The organism is Rhizobium sp. 10N427 (assembly GCF_056394605.1).
The window spans coordinates 848,163-870,333 of the sequence record NZ_JBFTID010000001.1 but is presented as its reverse complement, the minus strand read 5'-3'; the positions used below and the strand labels follow the sequence as shown (position 1 = coordinate 870,333).

General features: G+C 60.4%; 17 protein-coding genes. 12 read left to right on the top strand and 5 right to left on the bottom strand.

Annotation, left to right across the window (positions count from 1 at the left end; genetic code table 11):
* Window positions 1-173 precede the first annotated feature (173 nt).
* Window positions 174-1,262, top strand: a complete 1,089-nt coding sequence (locus tag AC1DIJ_RS03810) for a glycosyltransferase family 4 protein (RefSeq protein WP_112386652.1) — start codon at window positions 174-176, stop codon at window positions 1,260-1,262.
* On the top strand, window positions 1,259-2,011 hold the full coding sequence (locus AC1DIJ_RS03805; RefSeq protein ID WP_112386651.1) for a polysaccharide deacetylase family protein: 753 nt from the start codon (window positions 1,259-1,261) through the stop codon (window positions 2,009-2,011). Before AC1DIJ_RS03810 ends, AC1DIJ_RS03805 begins: the two co-directional genes overlap by 4 nt.
* Here the strand turns inward: AC1DIJ_RS03805 and AC1DIJ_RS03800 are convergent.
* On the bottom strand, window positions 2,008-2,838 hold the full coding sequence (locus AC1DIJ_RS03800) for an MBL fold metallo-hydrolase (protein ID WP_112386650.1): 831 nt from the start codon (window positions 2,836-2,838) through the stop codon (window positions 2,008-2,010). The two genes, AC1DIJ_RS03805 and AC1DIJ_RS03800, sit on opposite strands and share 4 nt — an antisense overlap.
* 354 nt (window positions 2,839-3,192) lie before the next feature.
* Complete coding sequence (locus tag AC1DIJ_RS03795; protein WP_112386649.1) at window positions 3,193-4,563, bottom strand: nucleotide sugar dehydrogenase; 1,371 nt, start codon at window positions 4,561-4,563, stop codon at window positions 3,193-3,195.
* Window positions 4,564-4,978: 415 nt separating this feature from the next.
* On the opposite strand from AC1DIJ_RS03795, the gene AC1DIJ_RS03790 reads away from it, so the two are divergent.
* From AC1DIJ_RS03790 to AC1DIJ_RS03745, 10 genes are all read left to right on the top strand, one after another.
* Window positions 4,979-6,322, top strand: a complete 1,344-nt coding sequence (locus AC1DIJ_RS03790; protein WP_112386648.1) for an adenylate/guanylate cyclase domain-containing protein — start codon at window positions 4,979-4,981, stop codon at window positions 6,320-6,322.
* A gap of 144 nt (window positions 6,323-6,466) precedes the next feature.
* The gene (locus AC1DIJ_RS03785; protein ID WP_112386647.1) at window positions 6,467-8,365 is read left to right on the top strand and encodes an ABC transporter ATP-binding protein; all 1,899 of its coding nucleotides are present in this window, start codon (window positions 6,467-6,469) and stop codon (window positions 8,363-8,365) included.
* On the top strand, window positions 8,359-10,272 hold the full coding sequence (locus AC1DIJ_RS03780) for an ABC transporter substrate-binding protein (RefSeq protein ID WP_112386646.1): 1,914 nt from the start codon (window positions 8,359-8,361) through the stop codon (window positions 10,270-10,272). The genes AC1DIJ_RS03785 and AC1DIJ_RS03780 overlap by 7 nt, the downstream gene beginning before the upstream one ends.
* Before the next feature lies 1 nt (window position 10,273).
* Entirely contained in the window at window positions 10,274-11,272 is a 999-nt protein-coding gene (locus AC1DIJ_RS03775; RefSeq protein ID WP_112386645.1) for an ABC transporter permease, read from the top strand.
* The gene (locus AC1DIJ_RS03770; protein ID WP_162698735.1) at window positions 11,272-12,444 is read left to right on the top strand and encodes an ABC transporter permease; all 1,173 of its coding nucleotides are present in this window, start codon (window positions 11,272-11,274) and stop codon (window positions 12,442-12,444) included. The genes AC1DIJ_RS03775 and AC1DIJ_RS03770 overlap by 1 nt, the downstream gene beginning before the upstream one ends.
* A gap of 88 nt (window positions 12,445-12,532) precedes the next feature.
* Entirely contained in the window at window positions 12,533-13,741 is a 1,209-nt protein-coding gene (locus AC1DIJ_RS03765; RefSeq protein ID WP_112386643.1) for a glycosyltransferase family protein, read from the top strand.
* Window positions 13,742-13,752: 11 nt separating this feature from the next.
* Window positions 13,753-15,000, top strand: a complete 1,248-nt coding sequence (locus tag AC1DIJ_RS03760) for a glycosyltransferase family 4 protein (RefSeq protein ID WP_112386642.1) — start codon at window positions 13,753-13,755, stop codon at window positions 14,998-15,000.
* Window positions 14,997-16,130 (top strand): glycosyltransferase, encoded by a 1,134-nt coding sequence (locus AC1DIJ_RS03755; RefSeq protein WP_112386641.1) that lies wholly within the window; start codon window positions 14,997-14,999, stop codon window positions 16,128-16,130. Before AC1DIJ_RS03760 ends, AC1DIJ_RS03755 begins: the two co-directional genes overlap by 4 nt.
* 182 nt (window positions 16,131-16,312) lie before the next feature.
* Window positions 16,313-19,027, top strand: coding sequence for an ABC transporter transmembrane domain-containing protein (locus tag AC1DIJ_RS03750; protein WP_112386640.1), 2,715 nt, complete (start codon window positions 16,313-16,315; stop codon window positions 19,025-19,027).
* Window positions 19,028-19,135: 108 nt separating this feature from the next.
* Window positions 19,136-19,603, top strand: a complete 468-nt coding sequence (locus AC1DIJ_RS03745) for a cyclic nucleotide-binding domain-containing protein (protein ID WP_112386639.1) — start codon at window positions 19,136-19,138, stop codon at window positions 19,601-19,603.
* 6 nt (window positions 19,604-19,609) lie between these two features.
* Here the strand turns inward: AC1DIJ_RS03745 and AC1DIJ_RS03740 are convergent, their stop codons facing one another.
* The 3 genes from AC1DIJ_RS03740 to AC1DIJ_RS03730 form a co-directional block, all read right to left on the bottom strand.
* The gene (locus AC1DIJ_RS03740; RefSeq protein ID WP_112386638.1) at window positions 19,610-19,897 is read right to left on the bottom strand and encodes a type II toxin-antitoxin system RelE/ParE family toxin; all 288 of its coding nucleotides are present in this window, start codon (window positions 19,895-19,897) and stop codon (window positions 19,610-19,612) included.
* Complete coding sequence (locus AC1DIJ_RS03735; RefSeq protein WP_112386637.1) at window positions 19,894-20,352, bottom strand: hypothetical protein; 459 nt, start codon at window positions 20,350-20,352, stop codon at window positions 19,894-19,896. The genes AC1DIJ_RS03740 and AC1DIJ_RS03735 overlap by 4 nt, the downstream gene beginning before the upstream one ends.
* Before the next feature lie 114 nt (window positions 20,353-20,466).
* Window positions 20,467-21,795, bottom strand: a complete 1,329-nt coding sequence (locus AC1DIJ_RS03730) for an MFS transporter (protein WP_112386636.1) — start codon at window positions 21,793-21,795, stop codon at window positions 20,467-20,469.
* Window positions 21,796-22,171 lie beyond the last annotated feature (376 nt).

The following is a 22,171-nucleotide window of genomic DNA, read 5'->3' as shown; positions in this document are numbered from 1 at the left end:
CGAATCTCTTATGCAATAGAGATGTTCGAAGAGAAGCGGAATGCCGCCTTCTTCAACTGCGATCACATTCTATATGTTTATCAGCAACTCTTAAGGAAGCGGACCATAGCGCAGAATTTCGCCGCAGGCTGGATCGGGAATTGGAAACGCTCTGTCTCGGCGGGCGCTCGCTGATGAAGATTGCCTTTTACGCGCCTTTGAAGTCTCCCGGCCATCCCGTCCCCTCCGGCGACCGGCTGATGGGCAGGCTTCTGATGCGCGCGCTCGATCTGGCAGGCCATGAGGTCGAACTCGTCTCCAGCTTCCGGAATTTCGCCGCAACACCGGAGGCCGCAGCGCTCCTGGAAGAGGGCCGCCAGAGCGAATTGCAGCGGCTGCGGGCAGAGTTTGCTGCCGGCGCTAAGCCGGACTTCTGGTTTTGCTACCACCCCTATTACAAATCGCCGGATCCGTTCGGTCCCGTCCTTTGCGGTGAACTCGACATTCCCTATGTGACCGTCGAGGCATCCTATTCGCCGAAGCGTGATCAAGGCCCCTGGCAGCCGGCACAGGCGCTGGTCGCCAGCGCTATCCGGCAGGCGGCGGTTAACATCGCGATGACGGCGCGGGACCGCGCCGGTGTCGAGCGGGCGATTCCCGAGGCACGCATGGCCTCGATCCAGCCATTCATCGATCCGGCGCTCTATGCGGAGCCCGGCACGGTTGCCGATCCAACGCGGTTGATCGCGGTCGCGATGATGCGCCCGGGCGACAAGATGCAAAGCTATGCGATGCTCGCGGCCGCTTTGCATCAGATCCGCGATACGGCCTGGACGCTGGCGATCGCCGGTGACGGTCCTGAAAGGAATGCTGTCGAAGCGCTGTTTGTCGGTTTCGAGCCCGGACGCATCGAGTGGTGCGGTGAGCGCAGCCCGGTGGAGATCGCTGCGCTGCTGAAGCAGTCTGCGATATATGTCTGGCCGGGTTGCGGTGAGGCCTATGGCCTGGCCTATCTGGAGGCGCAGGCCGCCGGACTTCCCGCCGTCGCCCAGGAGACCGCGGGTGTCCCCGCAGTGATCGGCAACGGCTCCACCGGCGTATTGACATCTGAAGGCGACGTGGCGGCCTATGCAGTCGCGATCCGTGAGCTGCTGGAGCGCCCGGAGAAACGGCGTAAGATGGGCGCCGAAGCGCGCCGGTTCGTTCTCGAAGAGCGGTCGATCGCAACCGCGGCAGCGGCCCTCGACGATATCTTGAAGACCTATGCAGGAGTGAAGCGATGAGCGGCAATACGGCCTGGGAACCCCTTCGCGGCGAGTTGGCGCGGTGGACTGCCGCGGGCCGCACCGCGGCGTTCTGGTGGCGCGATGACGATGCGATCGAACCGACCGGCGCGCTCGACACACTGCTGGGGCTTGCCAATCGCTACGACGTGCCGGTGACGCTTGCTGTGGTGCCGGCGAAGACCGGACCGGCGCTCTCGCAGCGCCTGGCCAATGAGAAACATGCAGCCGTGGCAGTTCATGGCTGGGCGCATCAAAATCACGCCCCGGCGGAGGAGAAGAAGCAGGAGCTTGGCAGCCATCGCCTGGCCGAGGCGGTGCTTGGCGAGCTCTATCACGGCTTCCTCAATCTGAAGCAGCTTCACGAGACGTCTTTCGTGCCGATGCTGGTGCCGCCGTGGAACCGGATCGACGATGCGCTGATCCCGAAGCTTTCCGCACTCGGCTTCGAAAGCCTCTCCACCTATGGACAAGCCGCGCCGGGCCAGCCGATCGGCATTCTGAATACCCATGTAGATATCATGGATTGGCATGGTACCCGCGGCGGGCGGCCGGAAGAAGAGCTGATTGCAGAACTGGTCGCCGAGCTGCAGAACCGCTTCGAGGGCAGCGACGAGCCGATCGGTCTTCTGACGCACCATCTCGTCCATGACGCCGCAGCCTGGAATTTCTGCGATGCGCTGTTCAGGGAGACAGCCGGGATCAAGGCGGTCGCCTGGACGCCCGCCGCCAGCTTGCTCAAGACCTAGATATCGATAACCTGATTGTCGCGGGCGGCAAAGGATGTCGGGAAAGCGGCCTGCGCCTCACGCTCCATCTGGCCGAGCTGCTGGTCGGTACGCGACGGCGCGTGATGGAAGAGCGCGAACTGCTTCGTGCCCGCCATCTTGGCAAGCTCGACGCCGTGCTGCCATGTCGAGTGACCGAAACCCTTGAAGCGCTGCATCTCGTCTTCGTTATAGGTGCAGTCGTAGATCGCCAGATCGGCGTCCTTCATCATCTCCAGCGACACCGGATCGTAAGAACCCGGGATATGCTCGATATCAAAGATCAGCGCAACGGACCGGCCACCCCATTCGATACGGTAGCCGATGGCGCCGCCCGGATGGTTCAGCATGTAGGTCTTGATCTTGATGCCGTCGCGCGGCGACAGGACTTCACCGGCGTGGAAATCGCGGAAATCCATCGTCGCCTGGCAAATATCGGTCTTCACCGGAAACCAGGGCGGGCTGATGAACTGGTTGACCATCTCCTTGGTGGTCATCTTGCCGTCCAGATGTCCTGACCAGATGTTCAGGTGGATCGACGGGTAATAGATAGCCTTGAAGAAGGGCAGACCGATGATGTGGTCATAGTGGCAGTGGCTGAAAAACAGATCGACGTCGCTGACGCTCTCGTTGAGCATCGCGAGCCCGGCTTCGCGCAGGCCGGAGCCCGCGTCGAAAATCATACGGTGGGCGCCGCAACGGATTTCGATGCACGTGGTGTTGCCACCATAGTGATCGAACTCGGGTCCCGAAACCGGAATGCTGCCCCGGACGCCCCAAAACTTAACCTGAAATAGTTCTTTGCTCATTCTTTCGTCGATCGGACGTTCCCGTGGATGCGATCGTAACCACAAACTGATCTGGTTGCGAAGAGCACCATGCTACGGACATGCCGTTTCCTTACCAATCCGCCTACCGCTACAGGCAGAACAAGTAGATTTTCCTAAGCAAGCGGTTTTCGCCTTGGATTGCAACTGGATATGGTTTGTTTTCGGTAAACGGAAGCGGCTGGGCCTGCAAATGGCGGAGAACGGATCCGTGTTTCCTGACATTAGATGGGTTCTAATGTCGCAAATTGCAAATTGGAGCCTAATGCGACCTTCGTCTACAGAGGACTGATCTCAGTGCTGGAAAGAATAGGCACCGGGCCAAGCACCCTGCGATCACGCCTTGATGATGTGATCGCCAGCCAGGCCGAGGCGCGCGAATACATTGCGCGTATCGACGATCAGAGGCGCGCTCTTAGCCAGCACGCCGTAGTCAACCGCGTCATGATCGGTGGCGATAAGAACTACATCATAGTCCGCAAGCGTCTCGGTGCTGATCTCAACGGACTTCCGGCCCTTCAGCGCCTGGTATTCGCGCGTCGGCGGGATTTCGGCCACGAAAGGATCGCTGTAGTCGGCCTTGCCGCCGCGCTCCTCAATGATCTCGATCAGCCTGAGCGACGGGCTCTCACGAATATCGGCGACGTTCTTCTTGTAGGCAAGACCGATCACCAGCACCTTGCTGCGGCTCAGCGCCTTGCCGGCGCGGATATCGAGTGCCTCGGCAAGCTTTCCGACGACATAGCGCGGCATTGCGGAATTGATCTCACCGGCCAGCTCGATAAAGCGTGTGGGAAGCTCGTATTCGCGCGACTTCCAGGTCAGGTAAAAGGGATCGATCGGGATACAGTGCCCGCCGAGACCGGGACCGGGATAGAACGGCATATAGCCGAACGGCTTGGTCTTGGCGGCGTCGATCACTTCCCAGACGTCGATACCCATGGCGGCGTAAACGGTCTTCAGTTCATTGACGAGCGCTATATTGACCGAGCGGAAGATGTTCTCCGTTAGCTTGACAGCTTCAGCGGTCGCATTCGACGAGACAGGGACGACTGTCGAGACGGCCGCCCCGTAGAAGCTCGTCATCAGCTCCAGCGCATCCGGCCCGTCACCCGCGACGACTTTGGGAATGGTCGCCGTGTTGTAATGCTGGTTGCCGGGGTCTTCGCGCTCCGGAGAAAAGCCGATGAAGAAATCGGCGCCCGACCTCAGACCGGTCTTTTCGAGGATTACCTTGACGACGTCATCGGTTGTCCCCGGATAAGTGGTCGATTCCAGCACGACCAGCTGGCCCGGCCGAAGGTGTTCCGCAATGGCGCGCGACGTCGCCTCGACATAGGAAAGATCCGGATCCCGGTGCTTGGTCAGCGGCGTCGGCACGCAGATGACGATGACATCGCAAGCTTTCAGCCCGGCAAAATCGGTCGTTGCCGAAAAGCGGTCTGCGTCGATCTCAATGGCGAGCGCCACATCGGTCACCGCATCGATGTAGGATTTTCGCGCATCAAGCGCGACGATCTTCTTCGGATCGATGTCGAAACCGGTGACCGGAAAGCCGCTGCGGGCGATCGCCATGGCCAGCGGCAGGCCGACATAGCCAAGGCCGATGATGCCGGCGCGGGCGGTGCGATCGCTGATCTTTGCGGAAAGGGCGGCTGATGTCTGCGAGGTGGCCAAGACGGGGTCTCTTCTGACGAGGAAAGTCATGGGTGAGATAATGCAAGATCGCAATGATTTAAACCCGCCTTCTGCCTGACAGGATGGTGAAGCGGTCGTGATCGGCGCTGCCCGATACAAGCCGTAATCGCATCGCACCTCTTTTGCACTGTGGCCGAAAAGACTCGCTGGCCGCAGACATCGAAACCGGAGGCAGAAAATTATCCGGATAGCATTGTTTCGGATCGATCAAATGCCTATCTGATTAGGATAATGAACCACCAGAAAGGACACCCGTCCTCGCTCTTTTCGGGCTCTGACAGGTAGGTTTGCCGGGTCTTCGGCAGATCGTTGACACAATAATACCGCTCGTCCATCTTGCCCCCCGCCCTGCGCGTGACCGCGCTGCAGGCAGGTTTTTCGTCGCTTTCAGGAACGGACGTGCTTGATGAGGATAATACCAAAAATGAGCACCATCGAATCCAGCGTGTCCTCCATTCTTCTGGACCGCGTCGCCGAATGGCTGACCAATTCTTCGCTGGCCGGCGATGATCTGGAGAATATCGTTCGTGGTTTTTGCGAGCGCATCGCCGCTGCCGGTCTGCCGATCGCCCGCGTTCACCTGACCTTTTCAATGCTGCATCCGCTTTATGATGCGCTGAGCTTCACCTGGCGGCGCTCGAGTGGCGTCACCATCGAGGGTTACCGGCATTCGGCCGGCGCCAAGCCGGATCGTTTCCTCCAAAGCCCCTATTACTACCTGCTCGACAACAACCTGCAGCACATTCGCCGCCGGATGAGCCAGGAAGGACCGGCCGAATTCCCGATCTTCGACGATCTCCGCAAGGAGAAGATCACCGACTATCTCGCCTTCGTGCAGCCGTTCGGCGATGGCTCCGTACAGGGCATGATGGGCTCGTGGTCGACGGACGCGCATTCCGGCTTTTCCGACGACATGATCGAAGCGCTGCTGCGCATGCAGAACCATCTGGCCGTCGCCGCCAAGATGGCGGTGCTCGGCAAGCTCGCCAACAATATGCTGACCACCTATCTCGGCGGCGATGCCGGCAAGCGGGTGCTGAACGGCCAGATCCGCCGCGGCGACGGCGAGACGATCCGTGCCGCGCTCGTCATGGGCGACATGCGCCAGTCGACGATGTTCGCCGAAAAGGAGGGCCGCCAGGCCTATATCGATACGCTGAATGAGTTCTTCGACGCGATTGCCGCACCCTTCAACCGCAATGGCGGCGAGATCCTGAGCTTCCTCGGCGACGGCTTTCTCGCCGTCTATCCATGCGGCCGCCACAAGGATCCTTCAAAGATTGCGGCACAAGCAGCACTATCGGCCGTCCATCAGGCACAGTCGCGTGTTGCCGAGCTCAACAATGAGCGCGCCGGAAAAAGCATGAGCCCGGTGCGCTACGGCATCGGCCTGCATATCGGCAACGTCATGTTCGGCAATGTCGGGCTGAAGGACCGGCTAACGTTCTCGGCCTTCGGTTCGGCCGTCAACGAAGTCCAGCGCCTGCAGTCGCTGACCAAGAAGTATAATCGTGAGGTTGTCGCCAGCCAGGCGTTCGCCGGCTATTGCGGCGGCGAATGGACGACGCTCGGCGAGGAAAAGCTGCGCGGCATCCGCCAGAAGGTCACCGTGCTGCAGCCGCGCATCACGCCGCCGCCGCTCGCCGATGGCGGAACCTTCCAGGACGTCGCCCAGAATGGGCTGTCCGAAGCCGAACAGGTGATCCTGCTGCATCGTGACGCGAAGAAGCAGGAGAAGCGTCCGATGGTTGAAAGGTTCGTTCAGTAAGTGGCCTTCAAAGAGGCCGATTTTTGCTTGAATATCAGCGCTAAAGCGCCAAATTCTCCAGAGCTGTCATAAACTGGACACCCCGCTTACGGTAGGCTAGTGTGCCTTAACGGGAACAGAATAAGACTGGGGAATATCATTGGTATGGCGTCCGCGTCCGACTTGTTGCGTATCGAGAATCTCGACGTCTCATTCTCGGTTTTCGGGGACAAGCTGCGTGTCGTAAAAGACGCCGGGCTACGTATCCTACCGGGTAAGGTCACCGCACTTGTCGGTGAATCCGGCTCCGGAAAATCCGTCATCAGTCAATCGATCATGGGCATTCTGCCGACGCCGGCCAAGGCGACGGGCAAGATCCTGTTCACCGATCCCCTCGACGGCAAGACCACCGATATTCTGCAATATGGCCGCGACAGCGAACAGATGCGCGATCTGCGCGGCAAGCGCATGGCGACGATCTTTCAGGAGCCGATGACCTCGCTTTCGCCGCTTCATACGGTTGGGAACCAGATCAGCGAGTCGCTACTGATCCACACCGACGCCGACAAGAAGGAAGCGCGCGAGAAGACCGAGGAGATGCTTGCCCTCGTCGGCTTCGCCAATCCGAAGCGCACCTACGACATGTACCCGTTCGAGCTGTCTGGCGGCATGCGCCAGCGCGCGATGATCGCGATGGCGCTGATCTGCCGGCCGGCGCTGCTGATCGCCGACGAACCGACGACGGCGCTCGACGTGACGATCCAGGCGCAGATCTTGGAACTCCTGCGCGACCTGCAGCACAAGCTCGGCATGGCGATGCTCTTGATCACGCACGATCTCGGCGTTGTCGCTAACATGGCCGACGAAGTGGTCGTCATCTATCACGGCGAGATCATGGAAGCCGGTCCGGTCAAGGAAATCTTCCGCAACCCGCAGCATCCCTATCTGAAGGGCCTGATGGCCGCGGTCCCGCATTTCGACATGAAGCCCGGCGAACGGCTGAAGGCGCTACGCGACGTGCCGGTCAATCTCGAATCGCTGATCGGCAAGAAGAAGTCGTCCGTCGATCACGACGCGCCGAAGGTGCTGCTGTCGGTCAACAATCTCTCGAAAACCTATGCGATCCGCAAGCGCGGCCTTTTCGGCCAGGGCGAAAAATCCGTGCTGCGCGCCGTCGATGACGTCAGCTTCGACATCAGGCGCGGCGAGTGCCTGGGTCTCGTCGGCGAATCCGGCTGCGGCAAGACCACGGTCAGCAAGATCCTGATGCGGGCGATCACACCGGATAGCGGTTCGGTGGTTTTCAACGACGGCAAGGAAGTCATCGACGTTCTGACCGTCAAGGGCGACGAGCTGCAGGAGCTGCGCACCAAGATCCAGATGGTGTTTCAGGATCCGGTCTCATCACTCTCGCCGCGCATGACGGTGCGAAATATTCTCAGCGAGCCGCTCGAGATTCACGACCGCGGCGACAGCGAGGAGCGCAAGCGCAAGGTCGAAGCGCTGATGGGCGCCATCGGCCTCGACCGCCGCTACCTCAGCCGCTATCCGCACAGCTTTTCCGGAGGCCAGCGCCAGCGCATCGGTATCGCTCGCGCGCTTGCTCTCGGCCCCAAACTCATCATCCTCGACGAGCCGGTTTCGGCGCTCGACGTCTCGGTTCAGGCGCAGATCCTCAATCTCTTGAAGGACCTGCAGAAGGAACTTGGCCTGACCTATCTGTTCATCTCGCACAATCTTGCCGTCGTCGACTACATGGCCGACCGCATCGCCGTCATGTGCAAGGGCCGCATCGTCGAAATCGCACCGCGCGAAATCATCCTGCGCGATCCGGTTCACCCCTATACCAAGTCGCTGCTGGCAGCCGTCCCCTTCCCCGATCTCGACCGGCCACTCGATTTCGAAGCGCTGCGCAAGAATGGTGCTGCCGACAAGCAGAACTGGGGCCTGACCTTTACCGCCGAACATGACGACGCTTCCGAGCTTGCCTATGCCGATCTCGGCGAAGGCCATTTCGTGCGCGCCCGAAAAGGTGCCGACGTCAAGGAGCTACGCGCATGGTAACGCGTCGCACCTTCCTCGGCGGCATGATCGGCGCAACGGTTGCGCCTACCCTTGTCCGCGCCGCCTCCGACGATCGCGATATCGAGCCGGAATTCCTGCGCGACCAGCTGCGCGCCGACGCCATTCCGCCGATGGCGCAGCGGCTGCCGAAGCATCCGCGCATCATCAACATGAAGGAAGCGGGCCTGGCGCCCGGCACCTATGGCGGCCAGGTCAAGACCATCATCGGCGGCCCGCGCGACGTCCGCTACATGACCGTCTATGGCTATTCGAGGCTGATCGGTTACGACAAGCACCTGCAGTTCCAGCCGGACATTCTCGGCGGTTACACGACAGAAGACGACCGCATCTTCACCTTCCACCTTCGCGAAGATCACAAGTGGTCGGATGGCAAGCCGTTTACGGTCGATGACTTCCGCTACTGGTGGGAGGATGTTATCCTCAACAAGGAAGCGACCCCAGGCGGCGGTGCGTTGGAGCTGCGTCCGCACGGCGACCTGCCGAAGTTCGAGGTGCTCGACGACCTCATCGTCCGCTATACCTGGGAAAAGCCGAACCCAAGCTTCCTGCCGGCACTCGCCGGTCCGCTGCCGCTCGTCATCTTCGGGCCGGCACACTACCTGAAACAGTTTCACAAGAAGTATCAGGACGATTTCCGCCTTTCGGCGCTGATGAAGGAAAACCGGGTCAAGAAGTGGGCCGACCTGCACATCAAGATGTCGCGCGCCTCGCGTCCCGAGAACCCGGATCTGCCGACTCTCGACCCCTGGAAGGTCATGACCAAGCCGCCGGCCGATCAGTTCATCTTCGACCGCAACGCCTTTTTCCACCGTGTCGATGAGAACGGCGTGCAGCTTCCCTATATCGACCGCTTCATCCTGAATGTCAGCTCCTCGTCGATCATCGCCGCCAAGGCGGGCGCCGGCGAATCCGACCTGCAGGCAACCGGCATCGACTTCAACGACTATACCTTCCTGAAAGAGGCCGAGCAGCGCTTCCCGGTGAAGGTCAATCTCTGGAAGCAGGCCCGCGGCTCGCGCGTTGCGCTGCTGCCGAACCTCAATTGCGCCGATGAGGTCTGGCGCAAGCTGTTCCGCGACGTCCGCTTCCGCCGGGCGCTGTCGCTGGCGATCGACCGCCACGAGATCAATATGGTGGCGTTTTATGGGCTTGGCACGCCGAGCGCCGATACGGTTCTGCCCGACAGCCCGCTCTTCAAGCAGGAATATGCCGACGCCTTCATCCAGCATGATGTCGATCAGGCAAACAAGCTGCTCGACGAACTCGGCCTGACGAATCGCGACGAAGAGGATATCCGCCTTCTGCCGGACGGGCGGCGTGCCGAGATCACCGTCGAGACACCCGGCGAAAGCACGCTCGATACCGACGTGCTGGAACTCGTGCGCGATCACTTCCGCACGATCGGCATCGCGCTCTACACGCGGACCTCCCAGCGTGACATCTTCAGAAGCCGCGCGATGAGCGGCTCGATCATGATGGCGATCTGGTTCGGCATCGAGAACGGCGTGCCGACCGCCGACATGGCGCCGGTACAGCTTGCACCGACCGTAGACGATCAGTTGCAATGGCCGATCTGGGGCATGTACTACCTCTCGGCCGGCCAGGAAGGTAGCGCGCCCGATATCCCCGAGGTCGTGCAGCTCGTCGATCTGCTGAGCCAGTGGGGAGCAACCGCCGACTTCAAGAAACGGGAGGAGATCTGGCACAAGATGCTGGCGCTTTATACCCAGCAGGTCTTCTCGATCGGCCTGATCAACGGCGCGCTGCAGCCGATCCTGATCTCGAAGAAGATGCAGAACGTTCCGGAACGGGCGCTTTACGGCTTCGACCCGACCTCCTTCCTCGGCATCTACATGCCTGACGCGTTCTGGCTGAAGGAGGCGTGAGATGCTGAGATATATCCTCTGGCGTATCGCCGCCATGGTGCCGACGCTGTTCGTGATCTCGGCTCTGGTCTTCACCATCATCGAGCTGCCGCCGGGCGACTTCTTCGAAAGCCAGATCGCCGAGCTGCGCGCCCAGGGCGAAGCCGCCAACCTCCAGGAAATCGAGGAACTCCGGAAGCAGTACGGCTTCGACAAGCCGGAGATCGTCCGCTATTTCTACTGGGTCGGCGGCATGCTGCATGGCGATTTCGGCTATTCGTTCGAATACCAGCTGCCGGTTTCCGATGTCGTCGGCGACCGGTTGTGGCTGACGATCCTCGTCTCCTTCACCACCATCCTCGTCACCTGGCTTATCGCGTTCCCGATCGGCATCTATTCGGCCACCCATCAATATAGCTGGGGCGATTACGGGTTGACCTTCTTCGGTCTGCTCGGCATCGCCATCCCGAATTTCATGCTGGCGCTGATCCTGATGTATTTCGCCAACGTGTGGTTCGGCCTCTCCATCGGCCATCTCATGGACCAGCAATATCTGAACGAGGCGATGAGCTGGGAGAAGGCGAAGTCGATCCTCGCGCATCTCTGGATCCCGGTGATCATCGTCGGCACCGCTGGAACAGCAGGCATGATCCGCCGCCTGCGTGCCAACCTGCTCGACGAGATGCAGAAGCAATATGTGACGACGGCGCGTGCGAAGGGCCTGCATCCGACCCGGGCGCTGATCAAATATCCGCTGCGCATGGCGCTGAACTTCTTCGTCGCCGATATCGGCTCCATCCTGCCATCGATCATTTCGGGCGCCGAAATCGTTGCCATCGTATTGTCGCTCGAAACGACCGGGCCGATGCTGGTCAAGGCGCTGCAGAGCCAGGACATGTACCTTGCCGGTTCGTTCCTGATGTTCCTCGCCTTCCTGAACGTTATCGGCGTGCTGATCTCGGATATCGCTCTCGGCTTCCTTGATCCCCGCATCCGCTTGCAAGGCAGGAGCACCAAATAATGTCGCCCTTGCCGCCACCAGGCGCCCCCCTGGAGCACTTTGTCTCGACCACCCCGTTCGATCCGCAAGCGCAGGAGACGATGACCTCTGCGCAGTCGCGCATTCATCTCGCGTCGCAGAAGCAGCTGATGTGGTGGAAGTTCAAGCAGCACCGCCTGGCGCTGATTTCCGGCATCTTTCTCGCACTGGTCTATTTCGCGATCCTGATCGTCGAGTTCCTGGCGCCTTACGGCCTGCATAGCCGCAATGTCGACTACATCCATTCGCCGCCGCAGCGGGTGCATTTCTTCGACAAGGGCGAATTCATCGGTCCCTTCGTCTATGGCCGCTCGATGCGGCTCGATATCGATACGCTGCGCCGCATTTACACCGAGAAACCCGACGACATTCAGCCGATACGCTTCTTCTGCAGCGGCGATGCCTATCGTTTCTGGGGTCTGTTCGAATCCAGACGGCACCTCGTCTGCCCGGCCGAAGGCGGACAGATGTATTTGCTCGGGACCGACCGGCTCGGCCGCGACGTGCTGTCGCGCATCCTCTATGGCGCGCGAATCTCGCTGACGATCGGCCTGATCGGCATCACCATCAGCTTTGTGCTTGGCATCGTCATCGGCGGCCTCGCCGGCTATCGCGGAGGCGTCTTCGATCTGATCGTGCAGCGCATGATCGAGGTGCTGCAATCGCTGCCGAGCTTGCCTCTCTGGATGGCGCTTGCCGCCATCATGCCGGTGACCTGGAGCCCGATCGTCATCTATTTCGGCATTACCGTAATCCTCGGCATCATCGACTGGACCGGGCTGGCACGTGCCGTCAGATCCAAGCTTCTGGCGCTTCGCGAAGAGGATTATGTGCAGGCCGCACAGTTGATGGGCGCCAGCACACCGCGCATCATCGGCCGCCATCTGGTTCCCGGTTTCATGTCGCATCTCATTGCTTCTGCAACGATTTCCATCCCCGGAATGATCCTTGGCGAAACGGCGCTGTCGTTCCTCGGCCTTGGCCTTCGGCCACCGATCACCAGCTGGGGGATCTTGCTCACCGAAGCGAAAAGCGTCAGTGTCATCGCTTTCTACCCGTGGCTTCTGTTCCCGATAATTCCGGTGGTTCTTGTCATTCTTGCCTTCAACTTTCTGGGAGACGGGTTGCGCGATGCCGCAGATCCCTACAAATAACAGCAAGTCCAGCGGATCATCGGCCCGCTGTCTCTTGGCCTCCGGCAAACGGGGGTGAACTATGTCATTCGCCCCAGAGGTACTCTCCATGGCCAGACGTGTTGAAGATGCACGTATCCTCATGTACAGCCACGACACGTTCGGTCTCGGCCATCTGCGCCGCTGCAGAACGATCGCCCATGCGCTGGTCGAAGACTATCGCGGCCTCAACATCCTGATCATCTCGGGCGCCACGATCGCCGGCGCCTTCGATTACCGCGCCCGCGTCGATTTCGTGAAGATCCCGAGCGTGATCAAGCTTCGCAACGGCGAATATACGTCGATGGCGAGCCATATCGATCTGCAGGATACGCTGAAGATGCGCGAATCCAGCATTCGCCATACCGCCGAGACCTTCCAGCCCGACATCTTCATCGTCGACAAGGAGCCCATGGGTCTGAAGGGTGAAGTCGAGGATACGCTCGCCTATCTGAAAGCGCGCGGTACGACGCTGGTGCTTGGCCTTCGCGAGATCATGGACGCGCCGCACCTGCTCGATGCCGAATGGAAGCGCAACGGCATCATGCAGAAGATCGACCAGTATTACGACAGCGTCTGGGTCTATGGCCCGCCGGACTTCTACGATCCGTTGGTCGGCCTCGATGTTCCCGCCAATGTCCGACGCAAGATGGATTTCGTCGGCTTCCTGCAGCGCAGCGTTTCGAAGAGCAAGAAGTCGGTGAACACGCCTAAGGAAAAATACATTCTCGTCACGACGGGCGGCGGAGGCGACGGCTCCGATCTCGTCCACGACGTGATGAACGCTTACGAGCAGGATTCGACCCTTCAATTGAAGGCGCTTGTGGTGCTCGGCCCCTATATGCCGGCCGCAGAGCGCACGAAGCTCGTCAAGAAGGGTGAAAAGATCCCGTCCATCGAGGTCATCGAATTCGACAATCACATGGAAGAGCTGATCGAGGGGGCAACGGGCGTGGTCGCCATGGGCGGCTACAATACCTATTGCGAGATCCTCTCCTTCGACAAGCCCGCGCTGATCGTGCCGCGCGTCAAGCCGCGTGAGGAGCAGTTGCTGCGGGCGCAGCGCGCCAGCGAACTCGGCCTCGTCGATATGCTGCTGCCGGATCAGTCCGCCAATCCTGCCATCATGGCCGAAGCCCTGAAACAGCTGCCAAACCGCCAGCCGCCGTCGCAGAGCGGCTGCACAATGCGGCTTGAGGGCCTCGATCATATCTCGCAGACCGTCGGCCGCTGGCTCGACAATCGCGGCCGTCATCTCTCCCTCGTCGGCGCAGAGTGAAGACACCGACATTGCCAGAGCGCCGGAAGATCCTCGTCGTCCTGAAAGGCTATCCACGCCTTTCGGAAACCTTCATTGCCCAGGAGCTGCTTGGCCTCGAAAAGGCAGGCTTCGACCTGACATTGATTTCCATGCGCCGCCCGACCGACAAGAAGCGGCATCCTGTTCATGACGAGATCAAGGCGCGCGTCGTCTATCTGCCGGAATATCTGCACGAGGAACCGCTTCGCGTCCTGAAGAGCCTTTTCGCCGGCTTCAGCAGGAAGGGGTTCGGAGCGCTGATGAAGCGCTTCTTCGCCGACCTGCCGCGCGACATTTCCCGCAATCGCTTCCGCAGGCTTGGCCAGGCGCTGGTTCTCGCGCGTGAATGGCCTGATAACGGCCAGTGGCTGCATGCCCATTTCATCCATACGCCGGCCTCGGTAACGGAATATGCCAGCATTCTGACCGGCGTCCCGTGGACGGTTTCCGCCCATGCCAAGGACATCTGGACCTCGCCGGATTGGGAGCTGAACGAGAAGCTTTCGAGCGCCCGCTGGGCGGTGACCTGCACACGCACCGGCTATGAACACATGCGGACGCTGACCAGCCGTCCGGATGCGGTGCATCTCAGCTATCACGGGCTCGATCTTGCCCGTTTCGGCCATTTTTCAGGCGATCGGTCGAAGCGTGACGGATCGGCCACCAGCGATCCGGTCTTCCTGCTCAGCGTCGGCCGCGCCGTCGAGAAGAAGGGTTACGACATCCTGCTCAACGCGCTGGCCCTGCTGCCGAAAGATCTGGCCTGGCGCCTCGAGCACATCGGCGGCGGCGACGAGCTTGCGAAGCTCAAGGCACTTGCCAGCACTCTTGGTCTTTCTGAGCGCATCGTCTGGAAGGGCGCGCTCGCCCAGGAAGATGTTCTCGATCACTACAGACGGGCCGATCTCTTCGTGCTCGCCTGCCGGATCGCCGCCAATGGCGATCGTGACGGGCTGCCGAACGTGCTGGTCGAGGCGTCGAGCCAACGGCTTGCCTGCCTGTCCACCAATATCTCGGGCGTGCCGGAACTGCTGACAGACGACAAAAATGGCCTTGTCGTGCCCCCTGAAGACCCGATAGCGCTGGCTGCAGCGCTTGAGCGGGCAATCCGCGATCCGGCTCTGCGCCACCGCCTCGGCGACGCCGCCGAACAGCGCGTCCGGGCGCATTTCGACTACCATTCCAGCATCGCGCAGCTGACGCAGCTTTTTGAAGCCGAGTGGGAGAAGACCCCATGAGCGGCAAGCGAGCCTTCTTCTACGTTCAGCACCTGCTCGGCATCGGCCATATCGCCCGCGCGAGCCGCATCGCCAATGCCATGGCAACAGATGGTTTCGACGTCACCGTCGTCACCGGCGGCCTGCCTGTTCCGGGCTTTCCGGCCGGGGGACTGAAGACGATTGCACTTCCTCCTGTCGTTGCCAGCAACGCCGGGTTTTCAGGGCTTGCAGACGCAAACGGCAATCCGGCCACCGAAGCGTTCCTGTCTTCCCGCCGCGACATGCTGCTTTCGGCATTTCGCGAGACCAAGCCGGATGCAGTCATCATCGAAGCCTTTCCCTTCGGCCGCCGGCAAATGCGCTTCGAATTGCTGCCGCTGCTCGATGCGATCGCTTCGGTCAATCCGCGGCCAAAACTCTTCAGCTCGGTCCGCGATATCCTGCAGGAGAACCGTAAACCCGGCCGCGACGAAGAAACCGTCAAGCTCGTCAAGGATCACTTCGATGCCGTTCTCGTTCACGGCGATCCTGATTTCGTGCGGCTGGAAGACACCTTTCCGCTGACTGCTGATATTGCCGACAAGGTGCGATACACCGGCCTCGTCGCCCCGCCCCCGGCGGCCGATCCGGCTGAGCGATTCGATATCATCGCATCAGCAGGCGGTGGCGCTGTCGGCCTGGATTTGATCCGCGCCGCCCGCGATGCCGCATGCTCGCTTCCGGCGAGCTATCGCTGGCTGCTGATTTCAGGCCCGAACCTTCCCGAACGGGATTTCGCAGCACTGCAGCACGAGGCCCCCGCAAACGTGACGCTGGTGCGGTTCCGCAAGGATTTCCCCTCTCTGCTGAAGGGCGCCAAGGTGTCGATCTCGCAAGCCGGCTACAATACGGTCGGCGATCTGCTGCGCACCGATTGCCGGGCAATCCTGATCCCCTTTGTTGCCGGTGGCGAAACGGAGCAGACCGTGCGTGCCGAGCGGCTGAAAGCCATGGGTCTGGCCAGCATTCTTCCGGAGACCGGGCTCACCGCTGAGCATGTCGCAAGTGCCGTCTCCGAAGCCCTTGCGCGTCCCCCCCGGCAGGCCGCCGCGCTGGACCTTGCGGGCGCTGAAACCACAGCGGCGATCATTCGCTCAATGCTCGGCTGAATTGCTCGCACTTTATGAAAGTCCTGTGATATAAACGGATTTCCGGCAGAATCGGCAGTTCGATGGTAGTCCGCTTCGCCTTGTTTTCGTTACGATATCCGGCGGTCCGGCGGCATGAACCTGTTTTCCGAATCCCCCTTCGTAAACGTCTCCGGACCCTCCCTTCAGGTTGACGGTTAGCAATGGAAAAGAGTCTCGCCCGCTACATCTGGTCGAACACCCGCCTCCAGCAGCTCTGGATTCTGGCGGTCGTTGCGGCATCGATGATCCCGTACTTCCTGTCGTTCGATCTGCCGAAGCAGATCGTCAATGGACCGATCCAGGGTGACGGCTTCGACAATGCCAACGCCACGCAGACCTTCATGCATCTGGCCTACGATCTGCCGCTGATCGGGCATGTCGAGTTCTTCCAGGGTCTGCAGCTCAACCGTCTGCAGATGCTGATGGCGCTCAGCCTGGTTTTCCTGGCGCTCGTGGTGCTGAACGGCCTCTTCAAATTCTACATCAACACCTACAAGGGCCGCCTGGGCGAGCGCATGCTGCGCCGTATCCGCTTTCAGCTGATCGACCGGGTGCTGCGCTTTCCGCCGGCGCATTTCAAGCGGGTGAAATCCGCTGAAATCGCCACGATGATCAAGGACGAGGTGGAGCCGATGGGCGGCTTTACCGGCGACGCCTTCGTCTCGCCTGCCCTGCTTGGCGGCCAGGCGCTGACGGCGCTCGCCTTCATCATCATCCAGAATTTCTGGCTCGGCATGATCGCCGCCGGTATCGTCGGCGTGCAGGCGATCGTCATCCCGCGCATGAGGAAGCGCCTGCTCGAACTCGGCCGCCAGCGGCAGCTGACGGCACGCGAACTCTCGGGCCGCGTCGGCGAAATCGTCGATGGCATTGGTACCATCCATGGCAACGACACTTCCAACCTCGAGCGCGCCGATATCGCAGCGCGCCTCGGCCTGATCTTCTCGATCCGCTACGACCTCTACCAGTGGAAGTTCATGGTGAAATTCCTGAACAACTTCCTGGCCCAGGTCACCCCGTTCCTGTTCTACGCCATCGGCGGATATCTGGCGCTTCAGGGCCGCCTCGACATCGGCCAGCTGGTAGCCGTCATCTCCGCCTACAAGGATCTGCCGGGACCGCTGAAGGAACTGATCGACTGGGACCAGATGCGCCAAGACGTTCAGGTCAAGTATCAGCAGGTCTACGAGCAGTTCAACGTCGAGCCGTTGATCGACAGCAAGATCCAGGACGTTCCGGCCGAAGCGATCGGACCGTTGACAGCGGCACTCGTCGTAACCAATCTCGCCGTCAATGACGACAGCGGCGCGCGGCTGGTCGACCACGTCTCGGTAGAGATCAAGCCGAACGAAACGGTGGCGATCGTCGGCCCGAATGGAAGCGGCGCGGAAGCCTTTGCCGAAGCGCTCGGGCGCATCGTCTGGCCGGAAGGCGGGCGCATCAGCATCGACGGCCAGGATTTGCTTGCGCTGCCGGAATATATTACCGGCAGACGGATTTCTTACGTATCGTCAGATACCTACTTTTTCCACGGTACGCTGAAAGACAACATCCTCTACGGCCTTAAGCACGCGCCGCTGACGGATCCGGGCTACCAGGGTCAGGACGCTCTCGAATTCAAATGGCGAAACGCGGAGGCGCTGCGCGCCGGAAACCCGATTTTCGACCTCAACAGCGACTGGGTGGATTATAACGCCGCCGGTGCGACAGGCCCCGACGATCTGCTGAAAGCGATCCGCCCGGTGCTCGACGCTGTGCTGATTTCGCAGGACATTCTCGATCTGGCACTGCGGTCTTCGGTCGATACCAGCGTTCATGTGGCACTTGCCGAGCGCATTGTCGATCTACGCGCCTCCTTGCGCGAGAGGCTGGAGGAAGAGAAGCTCGACACTATCGTCGTTCCCTTCGATTTCGACGCCTACAACGCTCAGGCGACGGTTGGCGAGAACCTGCTTTTCGGCACGATGAAGCGGCCGCAGATGACCAACCGCCGCCTCGCCGCCCACCCCTATTTCCAGCAACTGTTCCGCGACACCGGCCTCAGCAACGATCTCTACGCGATGGGCCTGGAGATCGCCGAAAACGCCGTGGAACTGTTCCATGACCTGCCGCCGGATCACCCGTTCTTCCAGCAACTGACCTTCATGACCGCGGACGACATCCCTGCCTACCAGGCGCTGCTGCAAAAGCTGCAGAGCCGGAAGTTCGAGGATGCGACGGCCGAGGAACGCTCAAGTATCATCCGCCTGAGCTTCGCCTATATCGAGCCCCGCCACCGCTTCGGTCTGCTGACCGACGAGCTGATGGAAAAGATCGTCTCGGCGCGCAAACAGTTCCACGAACATATTCCCAGTGATCTCTCGGCACTTATCGAGCGCTACGATCCGGAACGTTTCACCGCGTCTGCCAGCCTGATGGACAACGTGCTTTTCGGCCGCATCGCCTATCAGCAGGCCGATGCATCGGAGCATATCCGCTCGATCATGGGCGAGCTCTTCGACAAGCTCGATCTGTTCGACGACGTGCTGTCAATCGGTATGGAATTCGATGTCGGCTCTGGCGGCAAGCGCCTGACGATGGTTCAGCGCCAGAAGATCAACCTGGCGCGCGCGCTGCTGCGCCGTTCCGACTATTTCATCCTCAACCGGCCGCTTCTGGCGTTGGACCAGCGCGTCCAGGACCAGATCACCCGAAACGTGGTGACCGGCCTTCATGAAGAAGGCAAGCGCCCGGCAATCATCTGGGTTCTGTCGAACGCACGCCTTGCGGAGGTCTTCGACAGGATCCTGCTTTTCGAACGCGGTGGCCTGGCGCAAGCCGGTGGCTATCCGGAACTTTCGGAGAAAAACACTATGTTCAAGGAACTGTTATCGTAATAATCTACTGGGGCGGCTGAGACGGCATTCTTGCGAGGGAATGCCTGGTAGAGTTTTAGAAAACGCTTTCTCCTTATACGAGAGGAGGCGCCAGGGGGTAAAACACTCATGCTGTTGAGAGATGAAGTCGAAATGCTGCGGCGGGTGCCGATCTTTTCCAGGATCGCGCCGGCAAAACTCAAGCTTTTGGCATTCACCTCCGACCGGATGACCTACAAGGCCGGTCAGAACCTTTTCCATCAGGGCGATCCGGGCGATGCAGCCTACGTGATCCTCTCGGGAACGGCCGACATTCTCGTCCATTCTCCCGCTGGCGATATCAAGGTCGCCGATGTCGAACTCAACTCGATCGTCGGCGAGATCGCCATTCTCTGCGACGTCTCGCGAACGGCAACCGTGCGCGCCACCTCGGGGCTCGAAGTCCTGCGCATCAGCAAAGAGCACTTCCTGAAGCTGCTCAGCGACTTCCCAGAAATGGCCGTCGAAATCATGCGCGTGCTGGCCGACCGCCTGAACCACACGACTGCCGAACTGACCGCGGCGCGCGCCAAGCAGCCACCGGAACCGGTTAACTGATCAGCATTAATCCGGCGGCCATTGCTGGGCGCCGTGAAGCAGGCGCAGGATCTGGATTTCCTGCGCGTTCTCATCGATGCGATAGATGGTAAGATATGGACTGCCGGGAACCACCAGTTCCCGGGTTCCGTCCTTGCGTCCGCTGCGGCCCACACGCGGGTGTGCGCTAAGGATATCCGCCTGGCTTCGTACAAGCGTCTCCAGCCGGATGGCGGCCTGCGGGTTCTGCTGAAAAACGTAGGATATCTGGCGCCGGCGATCATTCAGCGCGCGAGGCAACCAGTTGACGATCACTTACCGTCTTCCTGTACGCGAGACATCAGGCTAGCCAGAAACGCATCCATTTCCTTGTTGGCATCTTCGTTACTGATCCAGACGGTATTCGGATCATCCGCCTCGCGAAGGCCGATCTCAACTTGCTCGCGGAACCACCGGTCGTGTTCGGCCGCCTCATGCGCGCGCTTCAGCGCTTCGGCTCGATCGGGACGCTTGCTGGACTCCGCGGCGTACTCCGCAGCATCCACATCGAATTGCGAGATGCCGACATCCTTGAGATAGGAGACAAGCGTCTCCATGCGCTTGAAAAGCCTGACCTGGCGGCTGCGCTGGGCGGCAAGCGAATGCTCGCTCTTTCCGTAGCGCACGACGATAGACCAGCCACCGAGCTGGCCGACGACAAGGGTTTTGTCGATGGCGCCGGCTTCCGCGAGGCGCGAGAGAGTCGCATGGTCGATCATCGAGTGGGTCATCAGAGCATCTCCTTGGTCTGGAAGGATATGCAATCAATTATAATTTGCAATGCGCCATTTAATAAAAAGCCCGGTACGAAACCGGGCTCTTCTGTTTGATCAGGATATCAGGCGCTACTCGCGTTGTTCCAGCGCCTTGCTGAAAGCCAGCGCTGCAAGCGTGCAGATCGCGCCCGAGAGCAGGTAGTAGCCGACGAAGGTCAGGCCGAAGCTGCTGGAGAGGCTCAGCGCCACCAGCGGCGCAAAGCCGGCGCCGACGAGCCATGCGAGGTCGGAGGTAAAGGCGGCACCGGTATAACGGTAGCCGCGGCCGAAGCGCGAGGAGATCGAGCCGGTCGCCTGACCGAAGGACAGGCCGAGCACTCCGAAGCCGATGATGACGAAGGCATCCTGTCCGGCATCGCCGGATGCAATCAGCATCGGCCCGACGAAGGAGAAGATCGCGATCAGCACCGCACAGACGGCAAGCTGGGCGCGGCGGCCGATGCGGTCGGCGATCAGGCCGGAGGCAATGATCGCGACGATGCCGACGAGTGCGCCGATGATCTGCACCACCATGAACGTGTCGAGCGGCTGCGTTCCATAAAGGCTCATCCAGCCGAGCGGGAAGATGGTGACCAGATGGAACATCGCGAAGCTCGCCAGCGGCACGAAGGCACCGATCAGGATGTCGCGGCCATGAACCTTCAGAACCTTGCCGATCGGCGCGGCCTCGAGCTCATGCTGTTCCAGCAGCGTGCCGAACTCCTGGGTCATGACCAGGCGCAGGCGGGCAAAGAGCGCCACGACGTTGATCGCGAAGGCGACGAAGAACGGGTAGCGCCAGCCCCAGGAGAGGAAATCCTCGTTGGAGAGATTGGCGATGAAGAAGCCGAAGATAATGCTCGCCAGCGCGAAGCCGATCGGCGCACCGAGCTGCGGGATCATCGCGTACCAGCCGCGCTTGTTCTGCGGCGCATTCAACGCCAGCAGCGATGCCAGGCCGTCCCAGGCGCCGCCGAGCGCAAAGCCCTGGCCGAGGCGGAACAGGGCCAGAAGCGCGATCGCCCAGTAGCCGATCTCGTTATAGCCGGGCAGGAAGGCGATCGACGCCGTAGAACCGCCGAGCAGGAAAAGCGCAATCGTCAGCTTCGTGCCGCGGCCATAGAAACGGTCGATCGTCATGAAGACGACCGAGCCGACTGGACGCGCCAGGAAGGCCAGCGAAAAGATCGCAAAGGAATAGAGCGTCGCCGTCAGGCGATCCGGTGCGAAGGGAAAAATCAGTTGCGGGAAGACCAGAACCGAAGCCAGGCCATAGACGAAGAAGTCGAAGAATTCCGACATTCGACCGATGATGACGCCAAGGGCGATACTGCCAGGCGAAACCTTTTCGCCAGAGTGGATCTGTCTTGCGTCGCGTTCAAGTGTCGTGGACGATGGTCCATAATTTGCTGCAGTCATTAACGCCTCCCTCGTTGAGACGCCGCGGCAAAGCGCCTCAAGACGATTTTGATCAAACCCGCAAGCTTATCAAGTCTGATGGACGTAAATAGTTCATCATCCATTCTCAAAATTAGATGTGGACGAGAAATCGGGCGTGATCCGGCGAATCGAGCCGCCGCCAGGTGGCCCTTTTCATTTTCACGGATATATTATGCCGCTAACATGCATGCGCCCGGGCCAAATCCTTCGTAATTTTATCAGGATTTCAAAGCCGTAGCGTCTTACAATTTTTGCCGCGCTGCGGCATCTTTGCTGCAGTGCGACCAAACACCTCATGTTGCCATCAGGTTCAGTGCTTTAGTCGCGGTTTGGACGAAACAACAAGAGCTTAGAG

Bases quoted from the DNA above. Each gene is read 5' to 3' on its own strand.
- AC1DIJ_RS03810 (WP_112386652.1), top strand. From the start codon at position 174: ATGAAGATTGCCTTTTACGCGCCTTTGAAGTCTCCCGGCCATCCCGTC.
- AC1DIJ_RS03805 (WP_112386651.1), top strand. From the start codon at position 1,259: ATGAGCGGCAATACGGCCTGGGAACCCCTTCGCGGCGAGTTGGCGCGG.
- AC1DIJ_RS03800 (WP_112386650.1), bottom strand. From the start codon at position 2,838: ATGAGCAAAGAACTATTTCAGGTTAAGTTTTGGGGCGTCCGGGGCAGC.
- AC1DIJ_RS03795 (WP_112386649.1), bottom strand. From the start codon at position 4,563: ATGACTTTCCTCGTCAGAAGAGACCCCGTCTTGGCCACCTCGCAGACA.
- AC1DIJ_RS03790 (WP_112386648.1), top strand. From the start codon at position 4,979: ATGAGCACCATCGAATCCAGCGTGTCCTCCATTCTTCTGGACCGCGTC.
- AC1DIJ_RS03785 (WP_112386647.1), top strand. From the start codon at position 6,467: ATGGCGTCCGCGTCCGACTTGTTGCGTATCGAGAATCTCGACGTCTCA.
- AC1DIJ_RS03780 (WP_112386646.1), top strand. From the start codon at position 8,359: ATGGTAACGCGTCGCACCTTCCTCGGCGGCATGATCGGCGCAACGGTT.
- AC1DIJ_RS03775 (WP_112386645.1), top strand. From the start codon at position 10,274: ATGCTGAGATATATCCTCTGGCGTATCGCCGCCATGGTGCCGACGCTG.
- AC1DIJ_RS03770 (WP_162698735.1), top strand. From the start codon at position 11,272: ATGTCGCCCTTGCCGCCACCAGGCGCCCCCCTGGAGCACTTTGTCTCG.
- AC1DIJ_RS03765 (WP_112386643.1), top strand. From the start codon at position 12,533: ATGGCCAGACGTGTTGAAGATGCACGTATCCTCATGTACAGCCACGAC.
- AC1DIJ_RS03755 (WP_112386641.1), top strand. From the start codon at position 14,997: ATGAGCGGCAAGCGAGCCTTCTTCTACGTTCAGCACCTGCTCGGCATC.
- AC1DIJ_RS03750 (WP_112386640.1), top strand. From the start codon at position 16,313: ATGGAAAAGAGTCTCGCCCGCTACATCTGGTCGAACACCCGCCTCCAG.
- AC1DIJ_RS03745 (WP_112386639.1), top strand. From the start codon at position 19,136: ATGCTGTTGAGAGATGAAGTCGAAATGCTGCGGCGGGTGCCGATCTTT.
- AC1DIJ_RS03735 (WP_112386637.1), bottom strand. From the start codon at position 20,352: ATGACCCACTCGATGATCGACCATGCGACTCTCTCGCGCCTCGCGGAA.
- AC1DIJ_RS03730 (WP_112386636.1), bottom strand. From the start codon at position 21,795: ATGACTGCAGCAAATTATGGACCATCGTCCACGACACTTGAACGCGAC.